The sequence below is a fragment of the Phytohabitans flavus genome (assembly GCF_011764545.1).
Classification (GTDB): Bacteria; Actinomycetota; Actinomycetes; order Mycobacteriales; family Micromonosporaceae; genus Phytohabitans; species Phytohabitans flavus.
On the sequence record NZ_AP022870.1, the window covers coordinates 9286885 to 9304248 of the forward strand.

Annotated in this window: 13 protein-coding genes and 6 pseudogenes; 10 read left to right on the forward strand and 9 right to left on the reverse strand. The window is 70.4% G+C overall.

What is annotated here, in order from left to right; translation table 11 throughout:
* Position 1: 1 nt before the first annotated feature.
* From Pflav_RS41365 to Pflav_RS41375, 3 genes are all read right to left on the reverse strand, one after another.
* Complete coding sequence (locus Pflav_RS41365; protein ID WP_173041930.1) at positions 2–1045, reverse strand: LacI family DNA-binding transcriptional regulator; 1044 nt, start codon at positions 1043–1045, stop codon at positions 2–4.
* 872 nt (positions 1046–1917) lie between these two features.
* On the reverse strand, positions 1918–2556 hold the full coding sequence (gene leuE, locus Pflav_RS41370) for a leucine efflux protein LeuE (protein WP_180201304.1): 639 nt from the start codon (positions 2554–2556) through the stop codon (positions 1918–1920).
* 10 nt (positions 2557–2566) lie between these two features.
* A complete protein-coding gene (locus Pflav_RS41375) occupies positions 2567–3811 on the reverse strand; it encodes a bifunctional pyridoxamine 5'-phosphate oxidase family protein/GNAT family N-acetyltransferase (RefSeq protein WP_173041932.1) in 1245 nt (414 codons plus the stop codon).
* Positions 3812–3860: 49 nt separating this feature from the next.
* Here Pflav_RS41375 and Pflav_RS41380 point away from each other — a divergent pair.
* The 9 genes and pseudogenes from Pflav_RS41380 to rny all read left to right on the forward strand — a co-directional run bounded on the left by Pflav_RS41380 (position 3861) and on the right by rny (position 12604).
* Positions 3861–5203 (forward strand): annotated as a pseudogene (locus Pflav_RS41380) (aminotransferase class I/II-fold pyridoxal phosphate-dependent enzyme).
* A pseudogene (locus Pflav_RS41385) lies at positions 5200–5846 on the forward strand (UdgX family uracil-DNA binding protein). The pseudogenes Pflav_RS41380 and Pflav_RS41385 overlap by 4 nt, the downstream one beginning before the upstream one ends.
* 4 nt (positions 5847–5850) lie before the next feature.
* Positions 5851–6993, forward strand: a complete 1143-nt coding sequence (locus tag Pflav_RS41390) for an acyl-CoA dehydrogenase family protein (protein ID WP_173041934.1) — start codon at positions 5851–5853, stop codon at positions 6991–6993.
* Positions 6994–7053: 60 nt separating this feature from the next.
* The gene (locus Pflav_RS41395; RefSeq protein WP_173041935.1) at positions 7054–7254 is read left to right on the forward strand and encodes a DUF3046 domain-containing protein; all 201 of its coding nucleotides are present in this window, start codon (positions 7054–7056) and stop codon (positions 7252–7254) included.
* A gap of 283 nt (positions 7255–7537) precedes the next feature.
* Positions 7538–8518 (forward strand): annotated as a pseudogene (gene recA / locus Pflav_RS44430) (recombinase RecA); the annotation flags it as partial.
* A 369-nt stretch (positions 8519–8887) separates the two neighbouring features.
* Positions 8888–9577 carry a regulatory protein RecX gene (locus tag Pflav_RS44435; protein WP_415624410.1) on the forward strand — a complete coding sequence of 230 codons (690 nt, stop codon included), beginning with the start codon at positions 8888–8890 and terminating at the stop codon, positions 9575–9577.
* A gap of 108 nt (positions 9578–9685) precedes the next feature.
* Positions 9686–9913 carry a 3-keto-5-aminohexanoate cleavage protein gene (locus Pflav_RS49215; protein ID WP_232072526.1) on the forward strand — a complete coding sequence of 76 codons (228 nt, stop codon included), beginning with the start codon at positions 9686–9688 and terminating at the stop codon, positions 9911–9913.
* 144 nt (positions 9914–10057) lie between these two features.
* Entirely contained in the window at positions 10058–10408 is a 351-nt protein-coding gene (locus Pflav_RS46950) for a 3-keto-5-aminohexanoate cleavage protein (RefSeq protein ID WP_232072528.1), read from the forward strand.
* A gap of 418 nt (positions 10409–10826) precedes the next feature.
* A pseudogene (gene rny / locus Pflav_RS41415) lies at positions 10827–12604 on the forward strand (ribonuclease Y).
* 15 nt (positions 12605–12619) lie between these two features.
* Here rny and Pflav_RS41420 read toward each other — a convergent pair.
* The 4 genes and pseudogenes from Pflav_RS41420 to Pflav_RS41435 all read right to left on the reverse strand — a co-directional run bounded on the left by Pflav_RS41420 (position 12620) and on the right by Pflav_RS41435 (position 16028).
* A pseudogene (locus Pflav_RS41420) lies at positions 12620–13590 on the reverse strand (amino acid ABC transporter permease).
* The gene (locus tag Pflav_RS41425) at positions 13587–14294 is read right to left on the reverse strand and encodes an amino acid ABC transporter permease (RefSeq protein WP_173041936.1); all 708 of its coding nucleotides are present in this window, start codon (positions 14292–14294) and stop codon (positions 13587–13589) included. The pseudogene Pflav_RS41420 and the gene Pflav_RS41425 overlap by 4 nt, the downstream one beginning before the upstream one ends.
* A gap of 39 nt (positions 14295–14333) precedes the next feature.
* The gene (locus Pflav_RS41430) at positions 14334–15224 is read right to left on the reverse strand and encodes a glutamate ABC transporter substrate-binding protein (RefSeq protein WP_173041937.1); all 891 of its coding nucleotides are present in this window, start codon (positions 15222–15224) and stop codon (positions 14334–14336) included.
* 57 nt (positions 15225–15281) lie between these two features.
* A complete protein-coding gene (locus tag Pflav_RS41435; RefSeq protein ID WP_173041938.1) occupies positions 15282–16028 on the reverse strand; it encodes an amino acid ABC transporter ATP-binding protein in 747 nt (248 codons plus the stop codon).
* A gap of 157 nt (positions 16029–16185) precedes the next feature.
* On the opposite strand from Pflav_RS41435, the gene Pflav_RS41440 reads away from it, so the two are divergent.
* On the forward strand, positions 16186–16695 hold the full coding sequence (locus Pflav_RS41440; RefSeq protein ID WP_173041939.1) for a hypothetical protein: 510 nt from the start codon (positions 16186–16188) through the stop codon (positions 16693–16695).
* 97 nt (positions 16696–16792) lie between these two features.
* On the opposite strand, the pseudogene Pflav_RS41445 reads toward Pflav_RS41440, so the two are convergent.
* Together Pflav_RS41445 and Pflav_RS44440 are read right to left on the reverse strand one after the other, a co-directional pair.
* Positions 16793–16993: pseudogene (locus tag Pflav_RS41445) on the reverse strand (DUF2277 family protein); the annotation flags it as partial.
* 11 nt (positions 16994–17004) lie between these two features.
* Entirely contained in the window at positions 17005–17184 is a 180-nt protein-coding gene (locus Pflav_RS44440; RefSeq protein WP_197938875.1) for a type II toxin-antitoxin system VapC family toxin, read from the reverse strand.
* Positions 17185–17364: the final 180 nt, after the last annotated feature.

Consider the following 17364-nt stretch of genomic DNA (forward strand, 5'->3'; position numbering starts at 1 on the left):
CTCAGTAAGGGGCGCGGGTACTTTCGCGGACGATGAGCTCGGGCGGGATCACGATGCGGCGGCGGGACCGTGGCGCCCCCTCCACCTGCTCCATCAGCAGCGCGAGGCTCTGCCGGCCAACCTCGCCGAACTCCTGGCGGAGCGTGGTCAGTGGCGGAGTGAAGAACTCAGCCTCTGGGATGTCGTCGAAGCCGACGATGCTGACGCGCTCGGGCACCGCGATGGCGGCCTCGGAGAGGGCCCGCAGCGCGCCGATCGCCATCTGGTCGTTTGCCACGAAGATGGCGGTCAGCTCTGGCCGGCCGATGAGCTTGCGGGCCGCCTCGTAGCCGGACCGGGGGCTCCAGTCGCCGCGCACCAGCTCGGGGATCTCGCGCTCCGCGTCGGTCAGCGCGTCGTGCCACCCGCGCTCGCGCTCCTGCGCCTCGTGCCAGTCACTCGGGCCCGCGATGTGCCCGACCGTGGCGTGGCCGAGGGAGAGCAGATGCTCGGTGGCGATGCGGGCGCCGAGCCGCTGGTCGACCGCGACGGTGGGTACCGGCGCGCGGCCACCCTCGACCGCCACGACCGGAATGTCTTTAGGTGCGTGGCGCAGCGCCGTCGTGGTCGAGGTGTGCGGCGTGATCGCGATGATGCCCTCGACCGCCTGCGCCATCAGCGCCTCGAACGCCTCGCCGAACGAGCGGCGGTCGACGCTGGGCAGGCTGGCGATGCTTATCGCATACCCGATGTCGCGGGCCGCCCGCTCGATCGCGAGCAGCATGGAAGCCGGCCCGTAGAGCGTGGTGTCGATGCTGACCACGCCGAGTGTGCGGGTGCGCCCGGTGACGAGCGCGCGGGCCGCGACGTTGGGCCGGTAGCCGAGCTCGGTCATCGCGGCGAGCACCCGCTGGCGCGTCACCTGGCTGACCGTGGGCTGGTCGTTGATGACGCGGGAGACCGTCATGTGGGACACTCCGGCGAGTCGGGCCACATCGACCATCCCGACCTGCCGGCGCGGACCACGCCCCGATGGGCTCCCGCCGTCTGGTCGCCGCTCCGCCATGCGTCTAGGCCCCGTTTCTCGAACCCAGTGGTACAACTCGCCTGTTCACGTTAACAGGCATGCTCCGGCTTGGACCCGTTGCCTGTCAAGGCCTCCGAAAACCTTTCGACGCCGCATTTCGACGCCGGCCCTCTCGTAGGCGCGGCGCGACACCGCGCCGGACGACCAATTCCAAGAGATTCGGGCTACCGCGACGTCCGCGGTGGTCCGGACCGCTGCTCCCGCGGCCTCACCCTCCGCGCTTCACGACCCATCCCGCTCCCGCGCCGGATAGGCGGGCGATCGATAGATCGCGGCTGCTGCCGCCGCAGCCTCACCCCCCGCGCTCCACACCCAGCACGACCCCGAGCTTTGTGAACGTTTCCCGCTGCTGGGGAGCCGTTCGCGTAATTCCTCGTGGGAGGTTGTCAAGCCCGCCTTGCGGCTGCACCAATGCCACGAAAGGGACTTCTTATCTAACGGAGGCCTTTGATTGGCACTCCAAAATGCCCGACTTACGCCAGACGCGCCGGAAGGTCCAGCAGCTTGACCCGCCTCGACAGCGAATTACGCGAACGGCTCTGGGGCAACGGGAAACGTTCACAAAGGCTGGAACCGCGCGGCCTTGCGGCCTCGGCAGGTCAGGGTGCGGTAGATCAGGCGAATGCGGTCGCCGGGCCGCTAGCGGCTGCTGGATCTAGTCGACTTCCTGTCGTCAGGGCGGCAGAAAGTCGACTAGGGCCCATCGCCGGTCTGCCGGCGTCCGCCGGGCGGGGTGGGTTGTGAACAGCGGTGGGTGAGGCCGCGGGAGCAGCGGTCTGGACCACCGCGGACGTCGCGGTAGCTCAATCTTTGGCTTGAAATTGTTTGCGGCGCCCCCGCCGGACGCTGGCTCAGCCGGTGGCGAGCTTGAGGCCGAAGCCGAGGAAGATCGTGCCGGCGGCGGTCGTGGCGCCGGCGGCCAAGCGGCGGCGGCGCCGGAACTGGGCGGCCAGAGCCGTGCCGGCGAAGATGAGCAGCGTCAGGTACAGCGCGCTCGCCAGCTGCGCGATCAGGCCCAGCAGGAGGAACGACAGGGCCGGGTACGCGTACGACGGGTCGACGAACTGGATGAAGAACGAGATGAAGAACAGGATCGCCTTCGGGTTGAGCAGGCTGATCACGGCGGCCCGGCGGAAGGGGTTGAACGCCGGCTCCGCCGCGGCCGTGGGCGCGGCGGTCCGCGACGGCGAGCGCCAGCGGCGCCAGGCGCCACGGAGCATCTGCACGCCGACGTAGCCCAGGTAGACCGCACCCGCGTACTTGATGGCGAGGAAGACCGGCGGGTACGCCTTCAGGAGGGATGCGACGCCCGCGGCCGAGAGCACCATGAGCACCGTGTCGCCCAGGAAGACGCCCGCAGCTGCCTTGTAGCCGGACGCCACGCCGCGCCGGGCCGCCGTCGACAGCACGAAGAGCGAGTTGGGCCCGGGCAGCAGGATGATGGCGACGGTGCCCAGCACGTACGTCCAGATGTCGGTGATCCCCAGCACGCCGCCATCCTCACCCGACCACCGCTGGCGCGCGAAGCTTTTTCCGCAGCTCAAGGTGTGCCGCTGGCCACTCGTCGACGGTCATCGCGTACTGAACCGTGTCGTACCAGGCGCCGTCGGCCCGCAGCCGGTGCTTCCGCAGCACCCCCTCGCGGCGCGCGCCGAGGCGCTCGATGGCGGCTTGCGAGCGTTCGTTGCGGGTGTCGGTGTGCCACACCACCCGCACCGCGCCCAGCTCCTCGAACGCCCGGGTGAGCAGCATCAGCTTCGCCTCGGTGTTGACCCCCGTGCGCCAACAGCGGCGGCTCAGGAAGGTGTGGCCGATGCCGAGCGAGCGCTTCGCCTCTTTCACCTCGTAGTACGACGTTGTGCCGATCACCGTGCCGGTCGCCGCGTCGCGCTGGACCCAGGGCACCCGCCCGCCGTCGTGATGCGAGCGCAGCGCGTCGGCGACGAACTCGGCCATCGCGTCGCGGTCGGCCGGCTGGCCGCTCGTGAGGTACTGCCACACCTCGGGGTCGCGGGTGGCGGCGAAGAGCTCGTCGACGTGCGCCATGTCGAGCGGCTCGAGGATGACGTGGGCGCCGTACATCGGCTCGGGCGTCAGCCAGGGGGAGCGGGGCGGCCGCAGGTAATGCGGCACCGGGACGGTCACGCCGGCGTCCGGCTCGGGCATGCCGGGCACGAGGCGCAGGGGCACCACTCCCGCCCAGTACGGCAAAGTGAGGTCCTCCTCGTCCTCGATGACACCGCCGGCCCGCGCCTTTACCGAGACCTCGTGCAGCGGGAGCGCCAGCACGGCGGTCTCGGCGAGCTCCTTGCGGGACGGCGGGCGGGTCTGCGTCGAGCGACCGCGCCCGATCTTGTCGATCAGTGCATTGAGGGCGGTGCGCTTTTCCTCCTCGCCGGTGACGAGCCGCGCCACGCCGTGCGCGACCGCCGAGCGGTAGTTGGCACTGTGGTGGAGCTGCGAGCGGGCCAGCACCAGGGCGTCGAGCTGGGTGACCACGACGCTCACCCGCAGGCCGGCGTCGGCCCGCGCGGCGAGCAGTGGCCGGCTGCCGGTGGAGCCGTGTAGGTAGAGCGTCTCGCCGACCCGCACGTGCAATGTGGGCAGCACGCGCGGCTCACCGTCCACAGTGAACGCGAACGCGCAGTGGTAAGCCTCGTCGAGGATGGCGTGCGCGGTGGCGCGCTCGTAGGACATCCGCTCGCGACTCCGGTTGGCGGTGGTCCGCTCCGTCTGCTGGTACACCCCGACATCCTCCCGCTCGCCACGTTTGTTACAGTACAAAACTGTGACTGTGCCAGTACATTATCAGATCAGTGGTGCCACGTCAGCCGAGATTTCGTCCAGCGTGGAGGCTGGCGTGCGCACGGGCGAGCTGCCCTCCGGGGCGCCGCTGCCTGCCGTGCGGGCGCTGGCGGACGAGCTCGGCGTGAGCCCGGGGACGGTCGCGAAGGCGTACCAGGTGCTCCGCCAGCGCGGCGTGATCGAGACCGCCGGTCGCAACGGCACGCGGATCCGCCCCCGCCCGCCGGTCACCGCCACGCGCGCCGCGTTGCGCCCGGCCGTGCCGCCGGGTGCGCTCGACCTCTCCTCGGGGGAGCCCGACTACGACCTGCTGCCACCGCTGGGTCCGCACCTCGCCGCGCTGTCCGAGCGGGCCGCGCGACCCACGGCGTACGCGGAGGCTGGTGTCCTGCCCGACCTGGCCGAGCTGGTCCGCGTGCGGCTCGCCGCCGACGGGGTGGACGCGCCGGCGGTCACCATGACCGCTGGCGCGCTGGACGGGGCCGAGCGGCTGCTCACCGCACACCTGCGCCCGGGAGACGCGGTGGCGGTCGAGGACCCCGGCTGGTCCAACCTCCTGGACCTCGTGGCCGCGCTGGGGTTGCGCGCGGTGCCGGTACCCGTGGATGGCGAGGGGCCGACGCCGCACGGCCTGCGCACGGCGCTCGCGGCGGGCGCCCGGGCCGTGGTCGTGACCACCCGCGCGCACAACCCGACGGGCGCCTACGTCACCGCGGCCCGGGCGGCCGAGCTGCGCGAGGTGCTCGCCGGTCAGGACGGGGTGCTGCTGATCGAGGACGACCACGCCGGCGAGCTCTCAGCCGTACAGCTGCATCCGCTGGCTGGTGCGACGCGGAGCTGGGCCTTCCTCCGCTCCGCCTCCAAGCCCTACGGTCCGGACCTGCGCCTCGCCGCCCTCGGCGGCGACGAGGCGACGGTGGCACGGGTCGCCGGCCGCATGCGGCTCGGCGCCGGGTGGGTCTCCACGCTGCTCCAGCGGCTGGCCATGGGGCTGTGGCGCGACCCGGCCGTCGCGGCCGGGTGGTCGCGGCGGGCCGCAGCTACGACCGCCGCCGCGACGCCTTCCTCGCCGCGCTCGCCGAGCGCGGGGTGACCGCGTACGGGCGCAGCGGCATCAACGTCTGGATCCCCGTCGCCGACGAGACGCGTGCGGTCACTACCCTCCGTGACGCGGGGTACGCGGTGGCGCCCGGCGCGCTATACCGGCAGGCCACGCCGCCCGGCGTCCGGATCACGATCAGCCCACTGGCCGAGTCGGACATTTCGCCACTTGCGGACGCGGTGGCCGCCGCCGCATCGTCCCCACCCGAATGGGGTAGAACAGTGCGGTGACGACAGCGCAGGAGTTCGTCCCGGACAATTTCCGTACGCTCGACGAGCTGAAGGCGGCCGCCCCTCGTGCAAGGGCTGTGAGCTCTACCAGGACGCCACACAGGTGGTATTCGGCCGGGGTGACGCGCACGCGCGCGTGGTCTTCGTGGGTGAGCAGCCGGGCGACATCGAGGACCAGAAGGGCCTGCCCTTCGTGGGGCCGGCCGGTCACCTGCTGCGCCGCGCGGTCGACGAGGCCGGCATCGATCCGGCCCACATCTACATCACCAACGCGGTCAAGCACTTCCGCTTCGAGATGCGGGGCAAGCGCCGCCTCCACAAGACACCCGATCGGGTACACATCGAGGCGTGCCGGCCGTGGCTTGTGGGGGAGTTCGCGCTGCTGCATCCGGAGGTCGTGGTGCCGCTCGGCGCGACCGCGGCCAAGGCTCTGCTCGGCCCCACGTTCCGGGTGACGCAGCAGCGCGGTCGGGTGTTGCAGTGGCCGGCCACGGCGCAGCGCCCCGAGGACTTCCCGGTGGAGCCGGCGAAGCTCGTCGCCACCATCCACCCGTCGGCCGTCCTGCGGGCCGACGACCGGGACATCGCGTTCGACAGCCTTGTCGCGGACTTGCGGGTGGTCGCTCGGGTCCTGCGACACTGACCTCATGGAGCAGCAGCTGTACGAGGCGGTCCACGAGGACTTTCGCGGGCTGTGCCGGGAGTTCCTGGCCCGCGAGGCGATGCCCTATCACGAGGCGTGGGAGAAGGATGGCATCGTCGACCGCGAGGTCTGGCGCAAGGCCGGCGCCGCCGGGCTGCTGGGGATGGACGTCGACGAGGAGTACGGCGGGGGCGGGCAGCGCGACTTCCGCTTCAACGCGGTGCTTGTCGAGGAGGTCGTGGCCTCCGGCTGTGCCGGCCTCGGCTTCGGGCTGCACAACGACGTCGTCGCGCCGTACCTGACCGACCTCACCACCGAGGACCAGCGCAAGCGGTGGCTGCCCGGCTTCTGCTCCGGCGACCTCGTCACCGCGATCGCGATGAGCGAGCCGGGCGCCGGTTCCGACCTGGCCGGCGTGCGTACCTCCGCGGTGCGCGACGGCGACTCGTACGTCCTCAATGGGCAGAAGACGTTCATCACCAACGGCGAGATGGCCGACCTGGTGGTTGTCGTCGCCAAGACCACGCCGGACCAGGGCGCCCACGGCCTGAGCTTGGTCGCGGTGGAGCGGGGTACGCCCGGGTTCTCCCGGGGCCGCCGCCTGGAGAAGGTGGGCATGAAGGCCAACGACACGGCCGAGCTCTTCTTCGACGACTGCCGCGTGCCGGCCGACAACCTCATCGGCACCGAAAACCACGGCTTCTACCACCTCATGGCCAACCTGCCCCGCGAGCGGCTGGGCATCGCGGTGGCGGCGGTCGCCGTCTGCGAGCGGCTGCTGGCCATCACGCTGGAGTACGCGCGCAGCCGCGAGGCGTTCGGCCGGCCGATCGGGAAGTTCCAGCACAACCGCTTCCTGCTCGCCGAGCTCGACACCGAGGTGACGATCGCGCGGACGTTCCTCAACCACTGCGTGCGGGAGTACAACGCGGGGCGGCTCACCGTGGTCGACGCGGCCAAGGCGAAGTGGTGGACCACCGAGCTACAGAACCGGGTGGCCGACCGGTGCGTCCAGTTGCACGGCGGCTATGGCTACATGCTGGAGTACCCGGTCGCCAAGGCCTGGCTGAACAGCCGCGTACAGACCATCTACGGCGGTACGACGGAGATCATGAAAGAGATCATCGGGCGCGGCCTGGGACTGTAATCCGGCCCGCCCGGCGAGTCGCGCTAGGGTGGCGGTCTCGTCTTTTGGAGGGTTTGAAGGGTGCGGCTCACGGACTTCTGGGCGCGGATGGAGCAGGCGTTCGGCCCGGCGTACGCGGCCAGCCTCGCCTCCGACCAAGTGCTGACCCAGCTCGACGGCCGGACCATCCGGGAGGCGCTCGACGCCGGCACCCCGACGGTGGTCGTGTGGCGGGCGGTGGTGGCCGCGTACCCCGATCGGGTGCCCACCCGGCTCCGCTGAGTGTCGTTTCAACTTCGTTCGGTGACTGTCGGAATAACGGACGCTTTGTGTGGCGTGTTAGGCCTTGCGTCGTACAGGTGTTCGGCTATTGTCCACAGCTGGGTGCTTGTCCACAGGCTGCGGCTCGTCGGCTGTTTTCTGTCGGACCCAGCGCCTAGCGTGTCCGCGTGACGAGAAGCTCTTCGGCGAAGACGCCCGCGAAGGCGGCGAATGTAGGGGTGGCGGCAATGGGGCAGCAGGAACACCTGACCGAGAAAAGGCGCTCGACCTCGCTCTAGCGCAGATCGACAAGCAGTTCGGCAAGGGCTCGGTCATGCGGCTGGGCGAGCGCCCGGTCATCCAGACCGCGATCATCCCGACCGGCTCGATCGCCCTCGACGTGGCCCTCGGCGTGGGTGGCCTGCCCCGCGGCCGGGTGGTGGAGATCTACGGCCCGGAGTCGTCCGGTAAGACCACTGTCGCGCTGCACGCGGTGGCCAATGCCCAGCGTGCCGGCGGTATCGCCGCGTTCATCGACGCGGAGCACGCGCTCGACCCGGAGTACGCGAAGGCGCTCGGCGTCGACACCGACCAGCTGCTCGTCTCCCAGCCCGACACCGGTGAGCAGGCGCTGGAGATCGCCGACATGCTGGTCCGCTCCGGCGCGCTCGACATCATCGTCATCGACTCGGTGGCCGCGCTCGTGCCGCGCGCCGAGATCGAGGGCGAGATGGGCGACAGCCACGTCGGCCTCCAGGCCCGCCTGATGAGCCAGGCGCTGCGGAAGATCACCGGTATCCTCAACAACTCCGGCACGACCGCCATCTTCATCAACCAGCTCCGCGAGAAGATCGGCGTCATGTTCGGCTCGCCGGAGACCACGACGGGTGGCCGCGCGCTCAAGTTCTACGCCTCGGTCCGCCTCGACGTGCGGCGCATCGAGAGCCTCAAGGACGGCACCGACGTGGTGGGTAACCGCACCCGCGTCAAGGTCGTGAAAAACAAGGTGGCCGCGCCGTTCAAGCAGGCCGAGTTCGACATCATGTATGGCAAGGGCATCTCCCGCGAGGGCTCGCTCATCGACGTCGGCGTCGAGCAGAGCATCATCCGCAAGTCCGGTGCGTGGTACACGTACGACGGCGACCAGCTCGGCCAGGGCAAGGAAAAGGCGCGCGAGTTCCTGAAGGAAAACCCGGACGTGGCCGCCGAGATCGAGAAGAAGATCCTCGAAAAGCTCGGCGTCGGGCAGGGCGCCAGCGACGAGGCCGGCGGGGTCGAGCTGCCCCGGTCGACTTCTGATCCGGCCCGCCATGCCCGGACGACGGCGTGGCGCTCGCTCGGGGCGAGGCTGGGACGCAGCACCGCCCCGGGCGCGTTCCGCAGCGGACGGCGGCGGCTCGTCGGCGCGCTCCGGCCGCCGGTCGACGCCGCCACTGAGCCCGGACGAGGGCGAGTTCGAGTGGCCGGAGGGTGCGGTGCCCGCCGACCCTTCCACCAGAGCGGCCCGGGAGCCCGGCGCGGGCTGGCCGGCCGGAGTGATGCCCGCGAGCGCGCTCGGCGCGTCGGGCCCCGACCCCGAGTCCGCCCCGGACTGGGCCGCCGACCTGCTGGCGAGGGGCCGCGCGGCGGACGAGGAGCCGGCCGACGAGGCTGGTTGGGCGCGCGGTCGCGCGGCCGAGGAGCCGCCCGGCGAGGTGCGGCGTGGTCGTGGGCGTTGGGGCGGTGGACGCCCAGCGACCGAGGAGCTGCGCGAGGGGCGCAGCGTGGGCGTTGGGGCGCCGGGCGCCCCGCGGCGGAGGAGCCGCGTGACGAGGCCGAGCGGGCCCGCGAGATCTGCCTCAACCAGCTGGCCGTCCGTCCGCGCACCCGTGCCGAGCTGGCCACCGCGCTCGCCCGGCGGGGCATCTCGCCCGAGGTCGCGGTGGAGGTCCTGGAGCGCTACGACGAGGTCGGCATCATCGACGACGAGGCGTTCGCCCGTGCGTGGGTTTCCAGCCGCCACCACGGTCGTGGCCTGGCCCGGCGCGCCCTTGCCGGCGAGCTGCGCCGGCGCGGCGTGGACGCCGAGACGGCCGGTGCGGCCCTGGACGACCTCGACCCCGACACCGAGGCGGCCACGGCGCGGGCGCTGGTCGACCGCAAGCTGCGCACCGCGCGGGGCGAGCCCGAGGCCGTCTTCCGGCGGCTTGCGGGGATGCTGGCCCGCAAGGGGTACGGTCCGGGCCTGGCGATCCGCGTGGTCAAGGACGCGATGGCGGCCCAGAGCGCGGAGGCAGCCGAGTTCGCCGACGCGGTCGACGCGGACGCGCTGGCCGACCTGGAGAGCGGCGACCGCGCCGACTGACCTCCGCGGCCGCGGCCCGGCCGGTTGGACCGGCGCGCTGGCGGAGCGGGGCTGAAGGCGGCATGGCGCGGGGGTGCCGGGAGCTGAGCGGACGCTCAGAATGAGGGGATGCTCAAAGCCTGCCTGAACGGGAGCCTCCGCCGGCACGAACACCCCGCCGTGCCGATCACGCCGGCCGAGGTGGCGGCCGACGCGGTGCGGTGTGAGAGTGCGGGCGCGGCGGCCGTGCACGTCCATCCACGCGACGAGGAGGGCGGGAGACCCTCGCGGCGGACGCCGTCGACGCGACCGTCGCGGCGTTGCGGCGGTCGTGCCCGGAGCTGCCGGTCGGGGTGAGCACCGGGGCGTGGATCGCGCCCGATCCGGATGAGCGGGTCGCCGCCATCGAGTCGTGGGGCGTGCTGCCGGACTTCGCCTCGGTCAACGCCCACGAGGAGGGGCCGAGCGGGTCGCGGCGGCCCTGCATTCGCGGGGATCGGCGTGGAGGCGGGGCTGTGGACGCCGGCGGCGGTGGCGGCCTACCAGGCGTGGCGCGTCCCCTGCGTACGGCTGCTGCTGGAGTGCATGGAGCCCGAAGAGGAGGCGGCACTCGCCAACGCGCACGCCATGCTGGCCGCGCTGGGCGGTGCCGCGCAGTCCGTCCCGGTGCTGCTCCACGCCGAAGGTCCCGCGGTATGGGCGGTCCTGCGCGAGGCTGTGCAGCTCGCACTGCATGTGCGAGTGGGGCTGGAGGACACCCGGATGATGCCAGATGGCACGATGGCATCCGGCAATCGCGCTCTGGTGGAAGCGGCGGTGACCTTTGGTGCGACCAGCGGATCAGCCGTCTGACCGCTCGGGTCGGCCGAAAAATGTGTGGCCTTCGTGACTCGTCCCGGAATGCCCGTACCGGTCATGACCTGCGCGTGAGCGTTCCAATGCCGTACGTCCTGGGTTCGGCCGGATCATGGGTCCTTGACCGAACCACCACTCGCGACCTAGCCTCGCGTTACAGACGAGAAGGCCCGACCAATCGCAGGCTAATCGCACAACATAGATCGCGTAACAGTACGGCATCACTTTAGATCCGTCGTCGACCGGGCCGCGTCGACGACGGCGTGACATATCTGGCCAGTGGCGGTGCCCGGGTGGGCGCCGCTGGCGGTCGTACCTGCGGTCAGCTGCCTCGGTCGGGCGACACAGCCGTAAGGCGCGTCAGTGGGAGGGCACAACCCACCCCAGGACGTCCCAGGCGGCGAAGGGAGGCGGCATGGGCGGGATGACCGTAGTACTGCTGATCGCGGTACTGGCGTTGGCCGTACTCGTGCTGGTTGCTCTTGTCCTTGGCGCGCGGGCCCTGCGTGGCCTGACGGCGACCCAGCCGGCGGCGGAGCGGGCCGACGACCCCGCTTTCGTGGCCGAGCGGGACCGCCAGGAGGAGTCCCTGGCCGCGCTGCGCAGCGCGGCTGGCGAGGCGTCGTCCGCGGTGGAGCAGGCCAAGTCGGCCGCGACCGTGGCCCGCACCGACGCCGCGGAGGCAAAGGCCGAGGCCCGCGCGGCGCGAGCGGAGGCACGCCGGGTGCTCGACGCGGCCCGGGCCGAGGCGGACACCATCATGGAACGGGCACACCGGCAGGCCGAGACCGACGCGGAGCAGGTGCGGACGGCCGCCCGGCGCAGCGGCGAGCGCGAGATCTCGATGCTCAGCGCGGCCGTCAAAGAGCAGGCCGTGGAGCTGGAGCGGCGTACGGCCCGGATCGACGAGCGGGAGCGGCTGCACACCGAGGAGGTGGAGCGGTTCGCCGAGCGCGACCGGCGGGTCACGGCGTCCGAGGCGGAGCTCACCGAGCGGGAGTCGTCGCTGGCCGAGCGCGAGGTGACGCTGGCCGAGGCGGAGGAGCTGCGGCGGCGCGAGCTGGAGCGGGTGGCCGGGCTGACCGCCGACGTGGCCAAGGCGGAGCTGGTCGAGGCGATCGAGGGGCAGGCCAAGCGGGAGGCGGCGCTGCTCATCCGCGACATCGAGCACGACGCCCGCAGTACCGCCGAGCAGCGCGCCCGCCACATCGTCGTGGACGCGATCCAGCGGGTGGCCAGCGAGCAGACCGCGGAGAGCGTTGTCAGCGTCCTCCACCTGCCCGGCGACGAGATGAAGGGGCGGATCATCGGCCGCGAGGGCCGCAACATCCGCGCCTTCGAGTCGGTGACCGGCGTCAACCTGATCATCGACGACACCCCGAGGCGGTCCTGCTCTCCTGCTTCGACCCGGTACGCCGCGAGATCGGCCGCCTCACGCTGGAGAAGCTGGTGCTCGACGGGCGGATCCACCCGCACCGCATCGAGGAGGTCTTCGAGACCGCCAAGCACGAGGTGGAGCGGCTGTGTGAGCGCGCCGCGGAGGACGCGCTCGTCGAGGTGGGCATCACCGACCTGCACCCGGAGCTGATGACGCTGCTGGGGCGGCTGCGCTACCGCACGTCGTACGGGCAGAACGTGCTCAAGCACCTCGTCGAGACCGCGCACATCGCCGGCATCATGGCGTCCGAGCTGCGGCTGGACCCGCGGATGATCAAGCGGTCCGCCTTCCTGCACGACATCGGCAAGGCGCTCACCCACGAGGTGGAGGGGAGCCACGCGCTGATCGGCGCCGACCTGGCCCGCAAGTACGGCGAGCCGGAAGAGGTGGTCCACGCGATCGAAGCGCACCACAACGAGGTGCCGCCGCAGACCATCGAAGCGGTTCTCACGCAGGCATCCGACGCCTGCTCGGGCGGGCGTCCAGGGGCGCGACGGGAGAGCCTGGAGGCGTACGTCAAGCGGCTGGAGCGGATCGAGGAGATCGCCGCCGGCAAGACGGGTGTGGAGAAGGTCTTCGCCATGCAGGCCGGCCGCGAGATCCGGGTGATGGTCAAGCCCGACGACGTCGACGACATCGGCGCGGCTGTGCTGGCCCGCGACGTGGCGAAGCAGATCGAGGAGGAGCTCACCTACCCGGGGCAGATCCGCGTGACGGTGGTCCGCGAGTCCCGGGTCACGGAGATCGCTCGCTGACCGCTACCCCGCGGATCAGTTCAGAGCAGTCTCGGCCTCGGCGGTGATGGCGGCCGGTGGCTTCTCCGGCGGGAGCCCGGCGGTCTTGCGGCCGCGGGCGAGGCGGCGCTGCGTGTACTCGGCGAGCTTGGAGAGCGCGTAGTTGACGGCGATGTAGATCACGCCGACCACCGCGTACACCTGGATCGGGTTGGGCTCCGGGAGGGCCTGGATGATCTGGCCGCTGACCCGCAGCACCTCCTCGTAGCTGATGATGAAGCCCAGCGAGGTGTCCTTGAGGACCACGACAAGCTGGCTGATGAGCGCCGGCAGCATGATGCGGAACGCCTGGGGCAGCAGGATCATGCGGGTGGTCTGGAACGGGCTGAGGCCCATCGCCTCGGCCGCCTCCCGCTGGCCGCCCGGCAGGCCCTCCATCCCGGAGCGCAGGATCTCGCCGATGACCACCATGTTGTACAGCGTCAGGCCGATCACCAGGTACCAGAGGATGTCGCCGAGATCGACGCCCAGCTCGGGCAGCGCGCTGGCGACGAAGAAGATCGTGATGACGACCGGCAGACCGCGGAAGATCTCCACGAAGAGGCGCGACACGATCGTGAGGAGCCAGCTCAGCCCGCGCAGCGCGACCGCGAGCGGTGCGATGAGGCCGGTGAACCTGCGCTTGTTCAGCGACTTGAGCTGGATGCGGAGCACGGCGAGGCCCGTGCCGAAGACAAGCGAGGAGACGATCGCCAGCGCCGCGGCGATGAACGTGGCGACGAACCCGTCCCGCAGGCGGGCCCACACCAGTGAGAAGACCTCGTTGCCCGGGTCGATCAGCGGGCCCCAGAGCTCCATCGAAAACTGGCCCTGCTCGTCGAGCGGCCGGTAGACGAGGTAGTAGGCGCCGGCCCCCAGGAGGAGCACGGTGACCACGCTGGAGATGAGCGTGACGCGGCGGGCCCGGGGCCGGGCGCGTCGTAGAGGACGGTCTGCTGGTCCTTCATCGGGCGACCGCCCGGCGGCGCTCGACGTGGTCGATGAGGAGGCCGAGAGGCACGGTCATGATGAGGAACCCGATCGAGACGCCGATGAAGACCGGGATGATCGGCTCACCGAGTGCGCTGGTGAGGTTGACCCCGGAGTTGGACAGCTCGCCGACGAGGCCGAAGAAACCGGCCAGCGCGGAGTTTTTGATCATTGCGATGATCACGCTGCCGAGCGGCACGATCGCCGCCTTCCACGCCTGTGGCAGCACCACGAAGCGGAGGTTCTGGGTGAACGTGAGCCCGATTGCCCGCGCCGCCTCGGCCTGGCCCGCCGGCACCGCGTTGATACCGCTCCGGATCGCCTCGCAGACAAACGCTCCGGTGTAGACACTCAGCGCGATGATGGCGAACCGGAAGTACGGAATGTCGACCCCGAGCCGCGAGAAGATCGTCGTCAGCCCCGGGATCCTGAGGAAGTCGCCGTTGGAGCCGAGCGCCGGGAGCCCGAACGCCGCGAAGAAGAACACGATCGTCAGCGGGCAGTTGCGGAACACCGTGACGTACGCCGCGCCGACCCACCTCATCGGCGGGATCGGCGAAATCCGCATGACCGCGGCGACGGTGCCCAGGAGCAGGGCACCGATCGCCGATAGCAGGCAGAGTTGGAAGGTGAGCCACAGGCCGCCGGCGAAGACGTCGAAGTGGTCGACTAGCACTCTCACCGAGATCTCCTACCGCTCACCCTCCAACTGCCCATCGATCTAGTACCGGTTGACGGCCGGGCCGGTCGGCACCTGGTCGTCGAACTTGCCGGCCGTGTCCTTCCACGCCTTCTCGTAACGCCCGTCGCTGTACGCCTTCTCGAGCGTGTCGTTGATGAACGTGCGGAAGGCGGTGTCGCCCTTCTTCACGCCGATGCCGTACGGCTCCTCGGTGAAGTTTTCGCCGGCGAGCTTGAACTTGCCCTCGTTGCGGGCGATGAAGCCGAGCAGGATCACGTTGTCGGTGGTGACCGCGTTGACCTGGCCGCTGTTGAGCGCGTCGATGCACTTCGTGTACACGTCGAAGAGCACGAGCTGCTCGGCCTTGTTGGCCAGGGACTTCTCGATGTTCGCGGCCGGGGTGGAGCCCTGCACCGAGCAGACCTTCTTGTCGCCGGCCTTGAACGAGTCGGGGCCGGTGATCGAGGAGTCGTCGGCCTTCACCAGGATGTTCTGCCCGGCGACGTAGTACGGGCCGGCGAAGTCGATCCGCTCCTTGCGCTTGTCGTTGATCGTGTAGGTGGCGACGACGATGTCGGCCTCGCCCTTCTCGATCTTCTCCTCACGCACCGCGGACGGCGTCTCGATGTACTCGATGTTGCCCTCGGGAACGCCGAGCTCATCCGCGATGATCTTGGCGATCTCGACGTCGAAGCCGGCCGGCTTGCCGTCGAGGCCCTTCAGGCCAAAGCCCGGCTGGTCGAACTTGGTGCCGACGATAATCTTCTGCGCCTTGTTGAGCCGCTCCATCGTGCTGCCGGCCGCGAAGGACTTGCCCTCGGTCCCGCCGCCCGTGGAACCGCTGTCGTCGCCGTCGTCGCCCCCGCATGCCGCGACACCCAAAGACAGCACCGCCACCGCGGCGATCGCTGTCAAGCGCGCAATACGCATTCTTACCCTCCTCTTTCACGGAGCCCCGAACCCGGCGGTGCGCTCCACAGTGGACGCTTAGTGCGTCAGGATCTTCGACAGGAAGTCTTTGGCGCGTTCACTCTTCGGACTGCCGAAGAACTCGTCGGGTGGTGCCTGCTCGACCAACTGGCCGTCGGCCATGAAGACCACCCGGTTGGCGGCGTGCCGCGCGAAACCCATCTCGTGCGTCACGACCACCATCGTCATGCCCTCTCGGGCGAGCGACGTCATCACGTCGAGCACCTCGCCGACCATCTCCGGGTCGAGCGCGCTGGTGGGCTCGTCGAAGAGCATCGCCTTGGGCTGCATCGCCAGCGCCCGGGCGATCGCCGCCCGCTGCTGCTGACCGCCGGAAAGCTGGGCCGGGTACTTGTCCGCCTGGCTCGCGATGCCCACCCGATCCAAAAGCGCCATCGCCCTGTCGCGTGCGACCGACGGCCTCTCCTTGCGCACTTTGATCGGCCCCAGCGTCACGTTCTGCAGGATGGTCTTGTGCGCGAAGAGGTTGAACGACTGGAACACCATGCCCACGTCGCTGCGCAGTCGGGCGAGCGCGCGACCCTCAGCGGGAAGCGGATTGCCGTCGAAGGTGATCGTGCCGGAGTTGATCGGCTCGAGCCTATTGATTGCCCGGCACAGTGTGGACTTGCCCGAGCCGGACGGCCCGATTACGACCACCACCTCGCCACGGTCGACGGAGAGGCTGACGTCTTGCAACACGTGCAGCGGTCCGAACCATTTGTTGACTGCGTCGAGCACGATGAGCGGTTGGCCCGCTGCCACTGATGTCACCGCCCTGTAATGACATGACTACTCTCGGTTGGCCGAATGCCTCGGCTCCGGCAACTTTAGGCGGGCGAGAGTGCGGGAAAGTCACTTACTTGGTCACGGAGGAGTAACACCGGCCACGCGTTCCGTGTCGGACAGCCACCATCGAGTTATGACAACCCCGGCCGCCATCTGGACCTGGTCGGTTGACGCCCGGATTCATCCGGCCCGTTTGTGCGCCGCGCTCGAAGCGGTGCTCCTGCGGCCGGTGGTCCCTCTGGGCGCCGCCGATCCCGCCCAATTGCCGGCGGATGCGGTTATCTGCGACGTGTGGCAGACCTCGGGTGACTTTCCGACGATTGTGGAGTGCTACGGCCCGCCGGCGGGCGTGGTCGAGGTCGCGGTGGTCGCCGCCCTGGCCCGGCAGCTCGGCCGCCGTTGCCTGGTCGCCGACGACACGCTCAACCCGGGCCGTCACCTGCTGGCCATGCCGGATGGCACGCTCCGCCCGGCGCATGTGGACGTGGCGGACACCGACGAGGGGGCGGCCCATTCCAACGCCCGGCCGTGCACGATCGCCACCGAGCGGTGCCGGGAGTCGGAGGAGTGCCGCCAGTCGCGGTGGGAGCCGGACAGCACCCATCGGCTCGGCTCCGCGCTCGCCCCGCTCCTCGGCTGCTGAGGCGTCGGTCCTCGTCGGCCCTAACGCCGGTCGGAGGCGAGCCGGGCCGCGCGGGCCTTCTCGCGCCGCACCTCGGGGAGTCCGCGTTCGGGCTGGGGCGCACAACGAGATCGTCGAGCAGCGTCCGCGTCGCGTCGGCCACCGCGGCGACCGCGGCGTTGAAGGCGTCCGCGTTGTGGGCGGCGGGGGTACGGAAGCCGGAGATCTTGCGCACGTACTGAAGCGCGGCCGCCTGGATGTCAGCCTCGGTGACCTCCTCGACGAACGGCTCCCGCAGGGTCATGATGCTCCGGCACATATGTTTCCTCCCTATCCGATGACTTCGATGTGACACTGCGGACCCGGAGCACGGGCCAGCTTGGCATCGCTCGTCAGCAAGGTTGCCGACAATATCTCGGCGAGTGCCACATAAGACGCGTCGTATGGCGTGACGTTGTCTGCCAACTGCCATATCCGACCGACCAGGCCGAGGTGCGGCATGCGCTCCATGGGTAGATCCCGAGATCGACGATGGCAAGTGCGGCGCGCTCGGCGCTGAGCTGTGTCGACTGCACGAGCTTGCGAAGGACCGAGAGGATCTCGAGATCGACTAGCTCGGGCGCCGCCAAGTCGGCCCCCAGCAGCCTCTCGCGGACCGCTCGCCCGGCGTCACCGTCGTCAACCAGTGCG

Bases quoted from the DNA above. Each gene is read 5' to 3' on its own strand.
- Pflav_RS41430 (WP_173041937.1), bottom strand. From the start codon at position 15,224: ATGCGTATTGCGCGCTTGACAGCGATCGCCGCGGTGGCGGTGCTGTCT.
- Pflav_RS41390 (WP_173041934.1), top strand. From the start codon at position 5,851: ATGGAGCAGCAGCTGTACGAGGCGGTCCACGAGGACTTTCGCGGGCTG.
- Pflav_RS49215 (WP_232072526.1), top strand. From the start codon at position 9,686: ATGCTCAAAGCCTGCCTGAACGGGAGCCTCCGCCGGCACGAACACCCC.
- Pflav_RS41440 (WP_173041939.1), top strand. From the start codon at position 16,186: ATGACAACCCCGGCCGCCATCTGGACCTGGTCGGTTGACGCCCGGATT.
- Pflav_RS41365 (WP_173041930.1), bottom strand. From the start codon at position 1,045: ATGGCGGAGCGGCGACCAGACGGCGGGAGCCCATCGGGGCGTGGTCCG.
- Pflav_RS44440 (WP_197938875.1), bottom strand. From the start codon at position 17,184: ATGGAGCGCATGCCGCACCTCGGCCTGGTCGGTCGGATATGGCAGTTG.